At 72.3% G+C, this 17146-nt stretch carries 13 protein-coding genes; all 13 read left to right on the top strand.

Annotation, left to right across the window (positions count from 1 at the left end; translation table 11 throughout):
- The coding region (locus EAO73_RS35260) for a cytochrome P450 family protein (RefSeq protein ID WP_224756598.1) at nucleotides 1-1221 on the top strand (1221 nt) is incomplete at its 5' end.
- Between the two features lie 220 nt (nucleotides 1222-1441).
- Nucleotides 1442-3316, top strand: a complete 1875-nt coding sequence (locus EAO73_RS35255) for an ATP-binding cassette domain-containing protein (RefSeq protein WP_224756597.1) — start codon at nucleotides 1442-1444, stop codon at nucleotides 3314-3316.
- Nucleotides 3313-5085 (top strand): ABC transporter ATP-binding protein, encoded by a 1773-nt coding sequence (locus EAO73_RS35250; protein ID WP_147975611.1) that lies wholly within the window; start codon nucleotides 3313-3315, stop codon nucleotides 5083-5085. The genes EAO73_RS35255 and EAO73_RS35250 overlap by 4 nt, the downstream gene beginning before the upstream one ends.
- A 232-nt stretch (nucleotides 5086-5317) precedes the next feature.
- Nucleotides 5318-7027, top strand: a complete 1710-nt coding sequence (locus tag EAO73_RS35245) for a condensation domain-containing protein (protein WP_147975610.1) — start codon at nucleotides 5318-5320, stop codon at nucleotides 7025-7027.
- 61 nt (nucleotides 7028-7088) lie between these two features.
- Entirely contained in the window at nucleotides 7089-7763 is a 675-nt protein-coding gene (locus tag EAO73_RS35240) for a hypothetical protein (protein WP_147975609.1), read from the top strand.
- Between the two features lie 34 nt (nucleotides 7764-7797).
- Nucleotides 7798-8073 carry an acyl carrier protein gene (locus EAO73_RS35235; RefSeq protein ID WP_147975608.1) on the top strand — a complete coding sequence of 92 codons (276 nt, stop codon included), beginning with the start codon at nucleotides 7798-7800 and terminating at the stop codon, nucleotides 8071-8073.
- The gene (locus EAO73_RS35230) at nucleotides 8070-10178 is read left to right on the top strand and encodes a beta-ketoacyl synthase N-terminal-like domain-containing protein (RefSeq protein WP_147975607.1); all 2109 of its coding nucleotides are present in this window, start codon (nucleotides 8070-8072) and stop codon (nucleotides 10176-10178) included. The genes EAO73_RS35235 and EAO73_RS35230 overlap by 4 nt, the downstream gene beginning before the upstream one ends.
- Nucleotides 10175-11596, top strand: coding sequence for a class I adenylate-forming enzyme family protein (locus EAO73_RS35225; RefSeq protein WP_147975606.1), 1422 nt, complete (start codon nucleotides 10175-10177; stop codon nucleotides 11594-11596). Before EAO73_RS35230 ends, EAO73_RS35225 begins: the two co-directional genes overlap by 4 nt.
- A 4-nt stretch (nucleotides 11597-11600) precedes the next feature.
- Nucleotides 11601-12866 carry a dTMP kinase gene (tmk, locus tag EAO73_RS35220; RefSeq protein ID WP_147975605.1) on the top strand — a complete coding sequence of 422 codons (1266 nt, stop codon included), beginning with the start codon at nucleotides 11601-11603 and terminating at the stop codon, nucleotides 12864-12866.
- Nucleotides 12863-13450: an orotate phosphoribosyltransferase gene (locus tag EAO73_RS35215; protein WP_147975604.1), complete on the top strand. Its 588-nt coding sequence runs from the start codon at nucleotides 12863-12865 to the stop codon at nucleotides 13448-13450. The genes tmk and EAO73_RS35215 overlap by 4 nt, the downstream gene beginning before the upstream one ends.
- A complete protein-coding gene (locus EAO73_RS35210) occupies nucleotides 13447-14145 on the top strand; it encodes an IMP cyclohydrolase (RefSeq protein WP_147975603.1) in 699 nt (232 codons plus the stop codon). The genes EAO73_RS35215 and EAO73_RS35210 overlap by 4 nt, the downstream gene beginning before the upstream one ends.
- A gap of 137 nt (nucleotides 14146-14282) precedes the next feature.
- Entirely contained in the window at nucleotides 14283-15458 is a 1176-nt protein-coding gene (locus tag EAO73_RS35205; RefSeq protein WP_191134349.1) for a nucleotidyltransferase family protein, read from the top strand.
- 65 nt (nucleotides 15459-15523) lie between these two features.
- A partial coding sequence (locus EAO73_RS35200) for an amino acid adenylation domain-containing protein (RefSeq protein ID WP_147975601.1) occupies nucleotides 15524-17146 on the top strand: 1623 nt, incomplete at its 3' end.

The raw sequence follows: 17146 nt of genomic DNA, 5'->3' as shown, positions 1-17146 counted from the left end.
CCCGCCCCTCCTCACCGCCTGGACCCCGCGGGCGGCTGCCCGCACGCGGCCAACGCCCGGTTGTTGGCTCAGGGGGCGGTCGCCCCGGTCGTCCTCCCCGGCGGGGTTCAGGGAATGGCCGTGCTGGGCCACGACGCGCTGAAGGAATTCCTCGCGCATCCGGATGTCGCCAAGAACGCACGGCACTTCGCGGCGCTGCAGGCCGGGGAGATCGCCGACGGCTGGCCGCTCAGGACGTTCGCCACGGTGCAGGGAATGACGACCGCGGACGGCGCCGACCACCGGCGGCTGCGGGCACTGATGAGCAAGGCGTTCACGGCCCGCCGGGTCGAGGAACTGCGTCCGCACATGGTTGAGCTGACGGGGCATCTGCTCGACGGTCTGGAGGCGGCCGCCGCCGAGGACGGGGTCGTCGACCTTCGTACGCACTTCGCGCTGCCGCTGCCGATGGGGGTCATCTGCGAACTTCTGGGCGTGGACGAGGCCCACCACGACCGGCTGCACGACCTGTCCAGCAGGATCGTGGCCACGGACATCGGTCCGGCCGAGGTGATGGCGGCCAACCGGGAGATGGTCGAGATCCTGGGCGCGGTCGTCGCCGCCCGGACGGCCGGTCCCGGGGACGACCTCACCAGCGCGATGATCGCGGCCCGCGAGCAGGACGGCGACCGGTTCAGCCCGCACGAGCTGATCGGCACGCTGATGCTGACCGTCATCGCGGGGCACGAGACGACGCTGAACCTGATCACGAACGCCGTACGCGCCCTGTGCACCCACCGCGACCAGCTCGGCCTGGTCCTCTCCGGCGGGGCGAGCTGGGCGGACGTGGTGGAGGAGACCTTGCGCTGGGACAGCCCGGTCAGCTACTTCCCCTTCCGCTACCCGACCCGCGACCTGCCCCTGGGCGGCACCGTGATCCCCCGGGGCACCCCGGTCCTCGCGGGGTACTCGGCGGCCGGCCGCGACACCCGGGCCCACGGTCCGGACGCGGCGCGCTTCGACATCACCCGTACCGGCGCGTCCCGCCATCTCTCCCTGGGACACGGTGCGCACTACTGCATGGGCGCACCCCTGGCCCGCCTGGAAAGCACCACGGCCCTGGAACAGCTCTTCACCCGCTTCCCGGCCCTGGACCTCGCGGTCCCGGAGCCCGAACTCCCGCGCCACGCATCGTTCGTGGGCAACAGCGTACGGAGGCTCCCGGTGCGGCTGCGGGGGTGAGGAAGAGCTGCCCCGCATCCCCCGGGCAGCCTGAGCAGGGCGACAACACCCCTTCCGCGCAACCCGGTTCACAGCCGAGCAGCGCTCCGGAACCTTGACGCCCCGAATTGGTCCAGGCCAATATGTCGATCACCGAGCGCCACCGGGACCGACCGTGCCTCCGGGCGCGCCGTCCGTTCCGGTCGCCGCCGCCACACGGACGTACCGGGGGAAAGCCGCTGTGCCAGGACGAAGACCGTTTGCCGGAGCCGTCGCCGTGGTGCGGCGCAGGGCCGGCCGCTGGATCGACCTCGCCCGGCTCCTGCCCCGCGCGGGCACGCCGTTGGTGGCCGCGTCACTGCTGGTGAACACCGTCCTCGGCCTGCTGCCGGGGGTGTTCGTGCTCGCGGCGAGCGTGCTCCTGGACCGGGCCGCCGGGGGCGCGGGCCTGACGGGCGAGGTCTACGGCTGGCTGGCCGTCGTCGTCGGGGCCTTCGCGCTCCAGCACGCTCTCGCCCCCTTCCAGCCCGCGCTGACCGAGGCGGTCTCCCGCCGGGTCGACGGCCACTGCATCGGCCGGCTGCTCGATGTCACCCTGCGCCGGGCGCCCTTCGGGGTGCTGGAGGACAGCGCGCACGAGGACCTGCTCGCCGACGCCAGGGCCGCCTTCGCCCGCACCGTCCCCACCCCGGGCGAGGCCGCCGCCGCGCTGCCGCTGCTGCTCGCCCGATACCTCCAGCTCACCTTCGCCGTGGCGCTGGTCGGATACGCGGCCGGACCGGCCGGCGCCGCCGTCACCGCCGTCACCGCCCTGGCGATCCGTTTCGGCGTCCGCGGCACCCTGGGCCGTTACGCCGCCCTGTGGGACTCCCTCGCCGGACACCGGCGGCGCACCGGGTACATCCGCCAGCTGGCCACGGGGACGGGCGCCGCGAAAGAGATCCGGCTGCTGGGCCTGATGCCCTGGCTGAGTGCCCGCTTCGGCCGCGACACCATGGACGGCCTGCATCCGCTCTGGGCGGGCAGCCGCCGACTCCAGTTCTGGCCCTTCGTCGCCCTGGCCGCCGCCGGGTTCGTCGGCGGTACCGCCGTGTTCGCGCTGCTCGCGCACGGCACCGTGCAGGGCCGCACCGACCTCTTCGCCCTCGGCATCGGCCTCCAGGCCGCGCTGGTCACCATGCGCTTCGGCGTCGCCTTCCCCGAGTGCGACACCCAGACCCAGTTCGGTCTGGAGTCCTTCCACGCCCTCGAACGGCTGGAAGCCCTGGAGGAGTTGAAGTCCTGCCCGGCGGCCGGCACGGAGCCCGCGCCGCGCCCCGGGCACAGCATCCGCTTCGAGGGCGTCGCCTTCTCCTACCGTCCGGACGCGCCCAAGGTCCTGGACGGCCTCGACCTGGAGATCCCGGCCGGCGCCTGCACCGCGATCGTCGGCCTCAACGGCGCCGGGAAGACGACCCTGGTGAAACTGCTCGCCCGGCTCTACGAACCGACCTCGGGGCGGATCACCGTGGACGGCGCCGATCTGGCCGCTCACAGCCCGGAGTCCTGGCAGCGCAGGATCGCCGTCGTCTTCCAGGACTTCCTCCGCTACGAACTGCCCGCCGCCGACAACATCGGCCTGGGGGCCCCGCACCTGGCGCCCGACGAAGCGGTCCTGCTCGACGCCGCCCGACGGGCCGGGGCCGGGGCCGTCGTGGACAGGCTCCCCGACGGACTGCGTACGCCGCTCTCCCGCCGCTACCCCGGCGGGCACGACCTCTCCGGCGGCCAGTGGCAGCGCATCGCGCTGGCACGTGCCCTGTTCGCCGTCGAGGGGGGTGCCTCGCTGCTCGTCCTGGACGAACCCACGGCGCAACTGGACGTGCGCGGCGAGGTCGCCTTCTTCGACGAGTTCCTCGCCGAGGCCGGTTCGCGCGGCATCACCAGCCTGATCATCTCGCACCGCTTCTCGACCGTCCGGCGCGCCGACCGGATCGTGGTCGTGGAGCACGGCCGGGTCCTGGAGCAGGGCGACCACGAGTCCCTGATGCGCGCCGACGGCCGTTACGCCGGACTCTTCCGGCTGCAGGCCCAGCGCTTCGAAGACGACAACAGCACCGTCGGGAGCAGAAGTTGAGAACCGTCACAGCATCGGCCCGCTATCTGCTGGCCCTCGGATGGCGGCTCAGCCCCGGACGGCTGCTCACCTCCGTCGGCCTGCTCGCGGCCGGATACCTGGCCGCGCCGGTCGCCGCCGTACTGCTCGCCGCCTTCACCGAGGCGGCACTCGGCGGCCGGGGCGGGGCGGCCCTGACCCTCTCCGTCGGCATCGGCCTGGTGCTGGTCCTCGATCTCACCATGGCGCACTTCGCGCACCTCTCCTACTACGAGCTCGCCCAGCTCCAACAGCTCGCCATCAGCCGGGAGATCGCCGATGCGGTCAACGGTTCGCCGGGCGTCGAGGCCCACGACAACCCCCGGTTCGGCGAGACACTGACACAGCTCGCCGACCGGATCTTCCAGGTCCGGGCCGCCATGGAAGCGGTCCTGCTGCTCGGAGGTTCGCTGCTGCAGGGGCTGCTGACCGCCGTGGTGCTGGCCGGGGTGGACCCCTGGCTGGCCCTGCTGCCGCTCGCCGCCGTCCCGGCGGTGCTCGCCGGCAGCCGGGCGCAGCGGATCGCCGACGCCGCACGGGCGGGCAGCGCCTCCGAACTCCAGCTCGCCCGGCACCTGGTGGAGGCCGGCACGACAGCCGCCACCGCCAAGGAGATCCGGCTCTTCGGAGCCCGGCAGGCGGTCACCGAGCGGCACGGCGCCGCTTGGCGCGGCGTCACCGACCGGCAGCTGGGCGGCGAACTGCGCGGGGCACTGGTCCGCGCGGCCGGCCAGGTCTGGTTCGCAGCCGCCTACGGGGCGGCGATCCTGATCGTGCTGCGGCGTGCCGCGCGCGGCGAGGCGGGCGTGGGCGAACTGGTGCTGACCCTCACGCTGGCCGTCCAGGTCGGCGGGCAGGTCGCGGCAGCCCTCGGCCAGCTGGGGCGGCTGCAGAGCGCCGGCCGGATCATCGAACTACTCGCCGAACTGCGGTCGCTGGTCCCCGCGAAGGAGGCTGCCGGGCATGCCGCCCCGCCGCCCGCGCTGCGCGAGGGCATCCGGCTGGAACACGTGTCCTTCGCCTACCCCGGCAGCGACCGGAAGATCCTGGACGACGTCTCCCTCTTCCTCCCGGCGGATTCCAGCACCGCGCTCGTCGGCGAGAACGGGGCCGGGAAGAGCACCCTCGTCAAACTGCTCTGCGGGCTCTACCGGCCCACCGCGGGCCGCATCCTGGTCGACGGCACCGACCTCGCCGACCTCGACCCCGAGCAGTGGCAGGAACGGCTCGCGACCTTGTTCCAGGACTTCGCCCGCGTCGAACTGACGCTCCGCGAGTCCGTCGGCATCGGCCGGCTCGAAGCCCTGGACGACGACGCCGCACTCCGTACGGCCCTGTCGGACGCGCGGGCCGAGGCCCTGGAGGCCAAGGTGCCGGGCGGGCTGGACGGACTGATCGGACGCGGCTACGGGGACGGCCAGGAGTTCTCCGGCGGCCAGTGGCAGTCCCTCGGGCTGGCCCGTACCGTGCTCCGTTCCGATCCGCTGCTGCTCGTCCTGGACGAACCCGCCGCCGCCCTGGACGCGTCCGCCGAGCACTCCCTCTTCGAGCGCTTCGCGGCAGCCGCCTCCTCCGGCAGCGCGACCACGCTCTTCGTCTCGCACCGTTTCTCCACCGTGCGGCTCGCCGACCGGATCGTCGTACTCGACGGCGGCCGGGTGGCCGAGGTCGGCAGCCACCAGGAGCTCATGGACCGGCAGGGGCTGTACCAGGAGATGTTCGACCTTCAGGCGGGGGCCTACACCGCCTGACCCCTGATGCCCGGATATGTGCCCCAACTGGCCTTGCTCGTAGGCCTGTTGATCATGACCTCCCTCGCGTGACGATCTTGACACCCCCCATTGGTCCAGTCCAATATGAGGGCGCATTCAGCCACTGCGGCCCAGCCGTTGGCTGGAATGGCGCTGTCGATGCTGTCCTCACAGCCGGTCGCGCGCCGAGAGACCGCGTTCCCTGCCCGCACCGGACGGAGAGTTCAGCGCTGTGACCCCCACGAGCGACAGATCCGGGAGCTCCGCCGACGGATCACGGGTTCCGGGGAGCCTCGCCTTCTCCGGCCCGGCGCGCGGGCCGGGCCCCCTGATGTGGGCGCAGCGGCTGCTGTGGAACGACTGCCAGTGGATGGGACAGGAGGCGCACTACTTCAACATGGCGCTGTCCGTCCCGGTACCCGCCGGGCTGTCGTACGAAGAGGTCATGGACGCCCTGAGCCGTGTCGTCCACCGCCATGAGGCGTTCCGGAGCCGGATCACCCTCGCCGCCGACGGCGAACCGCTCCAGGAGGTCTTCGCCTCGGGGTCCTTGCCGGTGCTCCTGGCGGAGGCGTCCGAGGAGACCGTGGACGAGGTCGCCGCGCGGTGCCGCGAGGAGCTGTCCGGCCGGTCGTTCGACCTGCTCGACGACTGGCCCGCGCGCCTCTGCGTCGTCTCCGTACGGCGGGCGCCCGCACGGGTCGTCATGGTGCTCTCGCATGTGTTCGCGGACGGCGGCGCGACCCGGGTCCTCTCCGAGGAACTGAGCGGGCTGATGGGCGGAACCTCCTGGACCGCGCCCGCGCCGCAGCCCCTGGAGCGAGCCGCCCATGAACGGTCGGCGGCGGGACAGCGGCTCTCCGCCCGTGCCCTCGAACGTCTGGAGCAGCAGCTCCGGACGATCCCGCAGACCATGTTCCCCGGACCTCAACTGCCGCCCGACCAGGCGCGCTTCCGGCGGATCGAAATGCGCTCCCCCGCCCTCACCGAGGCACTGCGCCGGATCTCCGGGCGCGACGGATCCACCACGTCGAACGTCCTGCTCGCCGCCACCGCCCTGCTGCTCGGCGTGTTCACCGGGAACCGGCGCGTGGCCTTCAAGACGATTCTCGGCAATCGGTCCTTCCCCGATCTCAAGCGGATCGTGAGCAGCGCCGTGAGCAACGGCCTGGTGTGCGCCGATCTCGCGGACGGAACATTCACCGGCCTGGTCCACTCCGTGGCGGGCGCCACCAGGGCGGACCTGCTGCGCAGTCAGTGCGATCCGGTCGAGCGCGACCGTCTGATGGCCCAGGTCGACAGTGAACGTGGAGTCCGCCTCGATCTCTCGTCGTTCTTCAACGACATCAGGGTGTTCATGGGCGACCGGGCCGTGCGGTCGGACGACGATGCCGACCTGGAATCGCTGGCCTGCGGTACGCGTCTGGAGTGGATCGGCGCGTGGGACCGGCAGGACGCGAAGTTCTTCTTCCATGCCAGGACGCTGGGCGACTGCGACCACGTATACGCCATGGTCGACACCGCCTTCATGTCGGCGGATTCGGCGGAGCTGCTGATGCGGGGCCTGGAGAAGGTACTCATCCGGGTCGCCGGCGCCGACCTGCCGCTCTCGGAGCTGCGCGGGATCCTCGCCGACGAGGGCTGCCGCCCCCCGGCCAGAGGGGCGGACTGGGCCCTGGTGGACCACTGCTGGATCCATCTGCCCGATGTTGTGTCGATGCTGTCCGGAGTCCTGCCCGGCCGACCTGTCGAGGCCGCCGTCACGGAAGGCGCGGACGGCCCCGTCCTGTCGGCCCGGGTCTTCTGCGACGAGCCCGTGGACGTCGAGGAGCTGCGGCAGGCGGCGCATCGCGCCCTGCCGACCTTCCCCGCGGCCATGGTGCCCGCTCTGTGGACCGTCGTCGTCCCCGCCGGGAGCACCGCCGGGGTCTCCCCGGCCTGACCTGCCCTGACCTGACGTCTCGCGCCTCTCCAACCTGTCGCCGAATCCCCTGGGGGAAATCGTGTCAATCAGCACGTGGAACGACTTCGTGACGGCCCTGCGGGGCGAGGTCGACTGGCGCGACGGCTCGTACATGGAACGGCAGGCGCCCGTGGTCGAGGAGATCCTGCAGGCCGCGGCCGCACGTCCGGAGATCTTCGCGGAGCGTACGGACGAGATCCTGGCGGACGGTGAGCTCTTCCGCAGCCTTGCTCCGCATTCCGCTTATCCGCGCATCCTCATGGACAAGTTCGTCCTCCATTCGGAGCCGGGCAACGGCTTCCGTATCCGGCTGCACCGGTTCAAAACGAGGCTGCAGAACGGCGGCGCCCAGGAACGGGTCCACTACCACAAGTGGCACTGCAGCACCGTCATGCTGCGCGGCGGGTACCGGGAGCGGCAGTTCGAGGTCCTGAAGACCGACGAGGAGGCCAACGAGTCCCTGCTCCGCGAGGACCTCGAACATTCCCTGGCGGAAGGGGAGTCCAACTCGCTGCCGGCCGGCCGGCCGCACCAGGTCATCAACGACAGCGACACCGACCCCTGTCTGACGCTCTTCGTCCGCGGACCCTCCGTTCTCCGCGCCGCGCGCATCTTCGACATGGAACGCGGCACCTTCTACGACACCTTCGACCCGGACGGCCAGCTGAAGGTCGGACTCGCGGCCATGGGCCGGCTCGACCCCGACTTCCACTGACACGGTCCGGCCGGAAAGAGACAAGGACGAGCACATGACCGAGCAGGGCATCACCGAGCAGGGCGTCACCGACGTACTCGAACAGCTGCTGATCGCGCACAGTCCGGAACTGCGGGACGGAAGCGCCTCGGTGTCGCCGCAGGCCAGACTGGTGGACCTCGGCATCGACTCGCTGGAGCTGCTGTCGCTCGCCGCCGATATCGAGGACGCGTTCCGGATCGACATCGACGACAGCGACCTCGACACCGCGAAGACCGTGGCCGACCTCGCGCGCATCGTGGACGCGGCGTCCGGGACCGGCCCGGCGTGACGGAGTCGACGGGGGTAGTGGTCACCGGCATGGGCTGCGTCTCGCCCTTCGGGACCGGAGTACGGCGCTTCTGGGAGGGCCTCTTCACGGGACGGGAACCCACGACGGCCGACTGGCCCGGCAGCTCCGGCTACCGGACCACCGCCGTGCACGAAGTCCCCGCCTGGGAGGGCTCGGTCGAGGACCGCCCGGCGGATCTTCTGGCGGCTTCTGCCGACCAGGCCCTGGCCCAGGCCGGTCTGGCACCGGGACGGCTGCGGTCCGCCGGGCTGGCGCTCGCGTCCACCAGTGCGGGCTGGCACCTGCCGGACGTGGCCTTCGGGTCCATGCCGCCCGGGGAGGGGACCGACGCCAGTCGGTACCGCAAGGAAGGGCCGGCCGTCTCGCTGCGTGAACGGCTCGCGCTGAACGGCCCCTGCGTGGTGCTGTCCTCCGCCTGCGCGTCGAGCACCGGGGCGCTGGCCTGGGCCAGTGAGCGGATCAGGAGCGGAGAGGCCCCGGTCGTCCTGGTCGCCGCGGTCGACGTGCTGACCGAGGTCGTCTTCGCGGGCTTCCACTCGATGCGCCTGCTGTCCCGGACGACGACGCGGCCGTTCGCCGCCGACCGGAGCGGATTCGTTCTGGCGGAGGGCGCGGCGGTGGTGGTCCTCGAGAGCTCCCGGCACGCGGCGGAGCGCGGGCGTCCGGCTCTGGTGACCGTCCAGGGCTGGGGTGCCTGCTCCGACGCCGTCCATCTGACGACCCCCGCCGCGCAGGGCATCGCCCGGTCCCTGTCCCGCGCGCTCGACGATGCCGGCCGCGGCCCGGAGGAGATCGGGCTCTACCACGCGCACGGGACCGCCTCGCAGGCCGGCGACCTGGCGGAGGCCCAGGCGGTGGGCAGTGTGCTGACTGCCGGCGGCCGCCCGGTGCGGACCACGGCGATCAAGGCCGCCGCCGGCCACACCGAAGGCGCCGCGGGCCTGTTCACCTTCATCGCGGCCACCGAGGGGCTGCTCCGGAACGAGGTGCCCCCGGTACTGCACCCCGGGGAACAGGACCCGGGGACCCGGGCGCTCGCACTCTCCGACGGGCACGGGCCCCATCCCCAGGGGTCGGTGCTGGTGCACGCCTCCGGCTTCGGGGGCGCCAACTGCACGGTGGTACTGGACGACCGTCCGGCCCGGCCCCGTCCCGTGGTCCGCAGGCCCGTCCGCGTCTACGCGGCCGCCTCGGTCACGGACGGCCGTGCCACCGCTCGCGGCTGGTCCGCGGGCTGGGACGGCGCCTCGCCCGCGGTCGCCGCCGCTCCCGTCGGCAACCCCCTCCCCGACCGGACCTGCCTCCTGGTGGCGGACGCGGTCGGCTCCCTGCTGGGCGGCCTGGGGGCGACGACGCGTGCGGACCTCCTCGCCGGTGGTCTGCTGCTCGGCACCGAGTACGGGATGCAGAGCCACCATGCCCGCATCCACACCACCCTCCGGGAGCGGGGACCGCGCCGGGTCGATCCGATGGACTTCGCGCTGTCCACGTTCAACACCCCCGCCGCGATGGCGTCCGTCCTCTTCGGAGTCACCGGTCAGACCGAGACCTTCCTCGGCAGGACGGCGGCGGTCGAGGCCCTCGTCTCGGCAGCGCACCTGGTGGCGACGGGGAGGGCGTCGGCCTGTCTCGCCGGGGGCTACGACGCCCCGGAGAACCGGCTCTGGGCGGAAGCGGGCGATCCCCCGGTCCCGCCGACGGGCACGGTGATCGCGGTCGGCTCCGGGCCCTCCCCGGCACAGACGTCCGCGGTCGAGCTGGTGGCAGCGGTCCGCCTGCCCGTCGCCGCCGCGCCGGCCGGACTCGATGTGCTGGAGGAAGGGCTGGCGAGGCTCTGCCCCGTACGGCCGAAGACCTTGATCGTCACCGGGCTGGACCGTACGGCCGCCGGCCTCGCGACGGACGCCGGATGGACGGAGCACGAGGCGCTGGGCGGTGCCGCCGAACCGTTGAGTGCCCATCTGGAGGCCATGGACATGATCGCGCGCGGTGAGGCAGACGAAGTGGTCGTCGCCGGCACGGGGGCCTACTCCTCCACGCTGCTCGTCCACTACCGGCGCCCGGAGCCGGAGGAGGCCGCATGATGCTCGACGTCCTCCACGCCCACGCGGCACAACGCCCGCACGCGCTCGCGCTGGTCGACCCGGAGCGCTCGCTGACCTGGTCCCGGCTTGTCGACCGGGTCGCGCATCGGGCCGGCGAACTGTCCCCGGCAGCCGGTACCCGCCCCGGCATCGCGGCGCTCCACCGGTCCGCCGACTGCCAGTGGGTGATCGACTTCCTGGCCCTGCGGTCCTGCGGGTTCCCGGTCCTGCCGCTGCCCGAGGCCATGCCCGCCCCCACCGCCGAAGCGCTGGCAGCCGACCTGTCGGCCGGTCTCCTCGTCTCCGCGGACGGCCCCGGGCGACTGCCCGGCCGGGAGCCCGCCGAAGCGGATGCCGACCGCCCCGCGCTGGTGCACCTCACCTCCGGCACCACCGGCACCGCCAAGGGAGTCCTGCGCAGCGCGGCGAACATCGACGACGAGGCCGATGCGGTCGCACAGGCACTCGGCCTCGGCCCGGAGCACCCGGTCCTGACCGGCACGCCCGTCTCGCACAGCTTCGCCTCCGGGCTGCTGACGGCGGCGCTCCGAGCAGGCGCGACGACGCTGCTGACGCCCCGATACGACCCCGCGGCGATGGTGCGGATGGCGCACGAGCACCGCCCGGGGACGCTCTCCGGCACCCCCTACGTGTTCCGCGCGGTGGCCCGTTCGAAGGAGGTCCGACGCGTCGGCCTCCCCGGGCTCCGCCACCCGCTGTCGGGGGGCGCTCCGTTGCACCCCTCCTGGGCCGAGGGGTGGCAGGACGTCACCGGTGTGCCCGTCTGCCAGGAGTACGGGCTGTCCGAGGGTGGCATCGCCACGATGAACCTCGCCGCTCACCCGGACACGGTGGGATCGGTGGGGCTGCCGGTCCCCGGAGTCACCGTGCGGGTCGTCGGACCGGACGGCGTGCCCCTCGGGGCGGGGCGCACCGGACACGTCGTGATCGACCGGCCCGCCGCCCCCGTCCAGTACCTCACGGGAGGGGGTGGCCGGGCGCCGGTCCCCACCAGCCCGGCCGTCCCCGGCGACGGCCCCGAGGCGTGCTTCGTGGAGACCGGCGACCTGGGCAGGCTCGACGACCTGGGCAGGCTGTGGCTCACCGGCCGGACGAAGGTGCTCATCAATGTGGCCGGTGCGAAGGTCAGTCCCTTCGATGTCGAACACCACCTGCTGAACAGCCCGTTGGTCAAGGACGCGGTGGTGGCCGGGGTCCCCGACCCCGATCGCGGCGAGATGGTGGCCGCTCTCGTCCACGCCGAACCCGGCGCCACCGCCGCGGAGCTGGCCCAGCACCTCCGTGAGCGCCTCAGCAGCTTCGCGGTGCCCCGCCGCTGGGTCTTCACCCCCGCCATTCCGCGCACGGCTTCGGGCAAGCCGGACCGGGCGCGCGTCCTCGCCATCCTGGAAGGCTGATCGCTTGATTCTCGAAGACTCCTATGCCGCAGCGCGTGTGGTCGATTCCGGTCGCTACCTCACCAGCGTCAACGAACTGTGCGACCACATCCCCGCGCTGCGACCGCGGTTGCTGGAGCACGTGACGGCGAGGCTGCTCGCCTCCCTGGACCTGGCCGGCTGCACGAAGATCCTGGTCGAGGAGGAGAAGGGGGCCGTCATCGGCGCCGCGCTCTCGCTGGCCACGGGACTCCCCCTGGCCCTAGCGCGGGCGTACCCCTACGACGTCCCGGGGCACCGGGTCGACTTCGACAGCGAGTACACGGGCGGCTCCCTCTACGTCAACGGGATCGAACCCGGCGACCGCGTCTGCCTGGTCGACGACACCCTGTCCACCGGCGGAACCCTCATCGCCCTGGTGAAGGCCGTACGGGAGATCGGCGCCGAGGTCACCGAGGCGGCCGTCGTCGTCGAGAAGCCGGCCAACGGCGGCCGGGAGGCGCTCCGTTCGCGTACGGGTCTGGAGGTCGGCTCCCTCATCCGGATCGACGTGTCCCCGGACGGGGTCTCCGTACGCGCCCCCTCCTCCGACGTGGGACCGGCGCAGGCCCCCACCGCCTTCGGCTTCCTCCGCCGGATGCGCCCGCACACCGCGCCCGGCCTCCTCGTCGTGGTCGAGGGCACGGACGGCGCGGGCAAGACCACCCTGGTCAACGGGATCGGTGCCGAACTCAGGGCGTCCGGCCACAAGGTGTTCAGCACCTTCCAGCCGACCCCGAGCGCCCGTGCCACCGAGGTCTTCCGCGGCTTCGCCGAGCGGGGCGGCAACGACCCGGCGATCCACCGGGCCCTCTACCTGGTCACCCTCGGCGACCGCCTCTACCATGCGCGGGCCACCATCCTCCCCCGGCTGGAGGCGGGCGAAACGGTCATCTGCGACCGCTACATCTACACCACCGTCGCCAACGCACTCGCCCGCGGCCAGCACTTCGACGGCTGGTTCCAGGACACGGTGGCCCTGCTGCCGAAGCCGGATCTGGCCCTGCTCGCGCACAGTCCGGTCGACGTGGCCGTGCAACGCATCCGGCAGCGTCCCGAAGAGCGCGACCGGCCCATCGACATCGAGCACATGACCCGCGTCCGCACCGGCTTCCTCGACCTCGTCGACGGCGGTCACCTGACGGGCCTGGACACCTCTCTCTGCGACGCCGACGAAACACTCCGCTCTGCCCTCAAGGCGGTCGAGGCCGCACGCGCCGACCGCGAGGGCGCGCCGAGGACCGGGGCATGACGTCCACCGCGCTGGCACAGGCGCTGCTGGACCGCGCCCCGTTCGTGACGGCCGAGCGGTCCGACGGACTGCTGCTGACCGACTACTTCGACGGCCACCGGGTGCTGGGCGAACCGGCGCTGCTGCACGCCCTCGCCCTCGCCCTGTACGAGCGGATCGCCGCGACGACGGCCACGGTGGTCGCCGGCGAGGTCGCCGCGGGAGGCCAGCTCGCCACCGCCGTCTCGCTGGTGAGCGCGTCCGCCTCCCGCCCGTTGGAGGCCAGGGCCGTCCGGCGTACGCCCAAGTCCTACGGGCTCTCCGGGCGCCTGTCCAGCCAGGTGCCGCCGGGTACGCGCTTCGCCGTGGTCGACGACGTGGCGGGCACCGGAGCCGCGCTGGAACGCACGGTCGGTGAGCTGCGGCGTCAACAGCACTCCGTGGTCGGCGCGTTCGTCATACTTGACCGGCAACAGGGCGCGGCCGAGGCCCTCGAACGCGTCGACTGCCCGCTCACCGCGCTGTTCCGGCTCGAAGACCTGGCTCTCCTGCGCCGGCCGGAACAGGCACCCGAACTTGCAACGAGTAAGAGGACTGGCACATGAAACATCTCGGCGAAGCACTCCGCGCCAACCGGTATCCGGGTCGGCTGGTCGTGCTGTGTCGTACGCACGACGACGTTCTCACCGCCGCGTACGCGCTGACCGGGCGCAGCGAGGCGTCCCGGGCCCGCCGTATGGAAGGCTCCGCGGCCGGGGAACTCGCGGTCGTCCCCGTGGGCGCCCAGGACAACGACGCGCTGCGCCACTACGTCGCCGCGTGCGCGGCGGGCCCCTGGACCGTCTACGGGAACGGTGAGCAGGTCGCCGAGGTGGCGGCCCGGCTGACCGGGGGGCAGTCGCCGGCCGAGGCACTGCACGGCCTGGAGTACGAGCCGGACCCGCCGATCTTCACGCCCAGGATCACCGTCGTGGTCGAGCGGGCCGACGGGAAGGCGTGGCTGGGCGCGGCCCGCCGGCCCGGGAACGGCCGGGAGAGCACCGACACCACGGTGACGGCGCTGGGCCGGCTGCCGATCGGTCACGGAGTCCTGCTCTCCACCTACGAGTCGGACGGACAGCAGGTCGCGACCGCCCGCCACCACCTGGACGTCCTGGTCGACGCCGGCGACGCCGGGCAGCTCCTGGACGAGGTGTGGCAGGCGCTGGACCCCGGCTTCCTCGTCGCCGCCACGGCCTTCGCCCCGCAGGACGGGGTGGAGGGCGAGGTCCGGCATGCCGCGGACGTGACGGGCGGGTAGCCGTACGGCGCGACGCCGCGGGCTGGGACGCACCGGGGTCCCGGCCCGCGGCGCGCTTCCGGCCGTCCGCCGACGGCACCGCAATCTCCGGCCCCGTACACAGGAGCCGGACCCGTACTACGAGAAGGCGAGAGAACGTGTCCCCGCTCACCGTTGCCGAACGCATAGGGATCATCAGATCCAGCCTCGCCCCCTTTCCCGGGGAGGCCGCGAAGCCGCACCGGGACTGCTTCGACCGCCTCCTGGAAAGCCACGGCGCCGGGACCGTCTACTCCTACCTCCGGCAGCGCAACATCATCAACGCGACACTCGTCAGTCACGCAGGCCATCCGGCCGTGGCCGACGAGGACGGGCCGTTCCAGCTCTACCGGACGGCGGCGCTGGAGATCCGTGAGATCCACCGCTCCGAACTGGCCGCGATATCCCGTGAGTTCGACGCCCAGGACGTCCCGCTGATCGCCTACAAGGGCCTCGCCCTGGACGCCCTGATCGACAACACCGACGCCCCGTCGTTCAGCAACGACATCGATCTGCTCGTACGGAAGGACTCACTCGCCGACGCCAGAAGGATCCTGGAGTCCTCCGGCTACGAGGTGGGCATCCGCATCGACAACGGACGGGTGCGGCGCATGCCGGCGCGCATCAGCCGGATGACCGAGGAGTCGGTCTACTCGTACGGGCAGGTCCAGCCGTACCACCGTCTGGTGCCCGTTCCCGCCCTGGAAGGCCTTTCCGACAGGGTCCAGGCGCTCATGCCCAGGACGTTCTGCACCGTGTCCGGACGCCTCCACCTGAGGATCTCCGTCGACCTGCACTACAGCCTGAATCTGCTGACCGAGGACATCGGCACGCGTGTGAAGCCCGGCGAGGACACCTGGTGGGACGACACGCAGGAGATCCGCGTCGGCGGCGCGAGCGTCCGGACGCTCAGTGACGCCGTGCTCTCCTGGGCGCTGCTGCACCGGCTGTACGTGGACTGCACGGTCCTCCAGGAGACGGGCCTCAAATCGCTGTGCCACATCAAACTCCTGTGGCACCGGGGCCGGTTCGACGTCGCCGGGGTCCATGAGGCGGGACGGCGCCACCCCTATCTGGCGCCGTCCCTCCATCAGGCGCTGCGGGCGGTGGACACCATCTGCGACTTGGGCCTCCAGGGGCTGGTGGACCCGCGGGAGTTCCGTTCCGCCGCCGCACCGCTGATGAACGTCGGGGACTGCCTGCCCGCCCTGCTGGACTTCGGTGTCGCCATCGACCTGGCCGACTTCGAAGAGGGCGCCGCTGCGGGGGACGGCGTCTCGGTGCGCTTCTACTGATCCCGGCGCGGCGCGGCAGCAGTTTTCTCGGCACACCAACTGGATTCTCGTGGGCAAGGTGAGCAATGTCGTTCGATCAGGACCCGTGGAGCCGTTGCAGTCCGGCGGACAGGAAGATCATCGAAGAACTCCAGGGACACCCGCAGGACGTCTCCCCGGATGAGGTCGTGCTGCGCATCGCCGGCAACTACCGGGATCTCGGGGCGCGTATCGCCCTGGTCGACGGCGATCGTGAGTGGACCTACGAGGAGCTGGGGCAGAGGGTGTCCGCGCTCGGCGCCCGCCTCAGGACGGCCGGAGCCGAGGGGACGGCGAAGAACCGGAAGACCTTCGCGGTGGCGATCGGCCGTTCCGCCGAACTGGTCGCCGCAACCCATGCCGTCGCGCTGTCCGGCCATGCGTACTGCCCCCTCGGCATCGGTGATCCGCTCGCCTGGAGGAGCTCGATCGCCTCGCGCGGCGGCGCCGCCGCCGTACTCGTCGCCGGCGGCGCGGACCCCGGGGCCGAGGGGATACCGCGGCTCGACGTGAACGGCCCCGGCCCTGCGGCAGCGGCTTTCGACCCCGTACCGCCGGGGGCGGACGACCTGTCACAGGTGATCTTCACCTCGGGTTCGACGGGGCGGCCGAAGGGGGTGCTCTGCACGCACGGCGGGTTCGCCAACCGCATTCACTGGATGCAGCGTGCCTTCGAGCTGACACCGGACGACCGCGTCGCGCTCAAGACGCCCTTCACCTTCGACGTCGCCGGCTGGGAGCTGTTCTGGCCGCAGTACGCCGGAGCCCGGACCGTGGTGGTCCCGGATGGCGCCCATGCCTCGCCCGAGGCGCTCATCGATGTCTTCACCCGGCACGGTGTCACCGTCACCCACTTCGTCCCCTCGATGCTGCGGCTGTGGCTGCAGGCCGGTGGCGGCCGACGCTGCCCGGAACTGCGCCTGGTCTTCTGCAGCGGCGAGGCGCTCGGCGCCGATCTGGTCGAGGAGTTCCGCTCCCAGAGCGGCGCACGGCTGCACAACCTCTACGGGCCGACCGAGGCGTCCATCGACGTGACGCACTTCGACGCGAGCGAGCACGCACGTACGCCGGTGCCCATCGGCCGCCCCATCGCCAACACGCGGATCTACGTCCTCGACGAGGACCGGAAGGTCTGCCCGGTCGGTGAGACCGGTGAGATCTACATCAACGGCCTCGGCGTGGCGGCCGGCTACACCGGCGTCGACGCCGGCGAGAACGAACGCTTCGCCCCGCTGGGCCTCCCCGCCCCGGACGGATGGCGGACCTTCCGCACCGGGGACAGGGGCACGTACACCCCGGACGGCCGGATCGAGTTCGGCGGAAGGACGGACGACCAGGTGAAGATCCGCGGCCAGCGGATCGAACTGGGCGAACTGGAGGCCGCCGTCCGCAGCCACCCGGCGGTGACCGACGCCTGCGCCCGCACCTACGAGAACGGCACCGGACGGCTCTGCCTCTCGGTATACGCCGTCGTCACCCCGGAGGCACGCGGCGGCGACATCACCGGTGAGATCACCGAGCACCTGGTGCAATGCCTGCCGAGCCGCTCACTGCCCGGCCGAATCGTCCCCGTCGACGAACTGCCGCTCAGCGCCCACGGAAAGACCGACCGGTCCCGCCTCCCCGTCCCGGCCCGCACCCGCCCCGAGTCCGGCCGCCCGTTCCTGCCC

It is taken from the genome of Streptomyces sp. col6 (genome assembly GCF_008042035.1).
Lineage (GTDB): Bacteria > Actinomycetota > Actinomycetes > Streptomycetales > Streptomycetaceae > Streptomyces.
Note: the sequence above shows the minus strand (reverse complement) of the source record. Positions and strands in the feature narration are given on the sequence as shown.

Bases quoted from the DNA above. Each gene is read 5' to 3' on its own strand.
- EAO73_RS35225 (WP_147975606.1), top strand. From the start codon at position 10,175: ATGATGCTCGACGTCCTCCACGCCCACGCGGCACAACGCCCGCACGCG.
- EAO73_RS35210 (WP_147975603.1), top strand. From the start codon at position 13,447: ATGAAACATCTCGGCGAAGCACTCCGCGCCAACCGGTATCCGGGTCGG.
- EAO73_RS35235 (WP_147975608.1), top strand. From the start codon at position 7,798: ATGACCGAGCAGGGCATCACCGAGCAGGGCGTCACCGACGTACTCGAA.
- EAO73_RS35215 (WP_147975604.1), top strand. From the start codon at position 12,863: ATGACGTCCACCGCGCTGGCACAGGCGCTGCTGGACCGCGCCCCGTTC.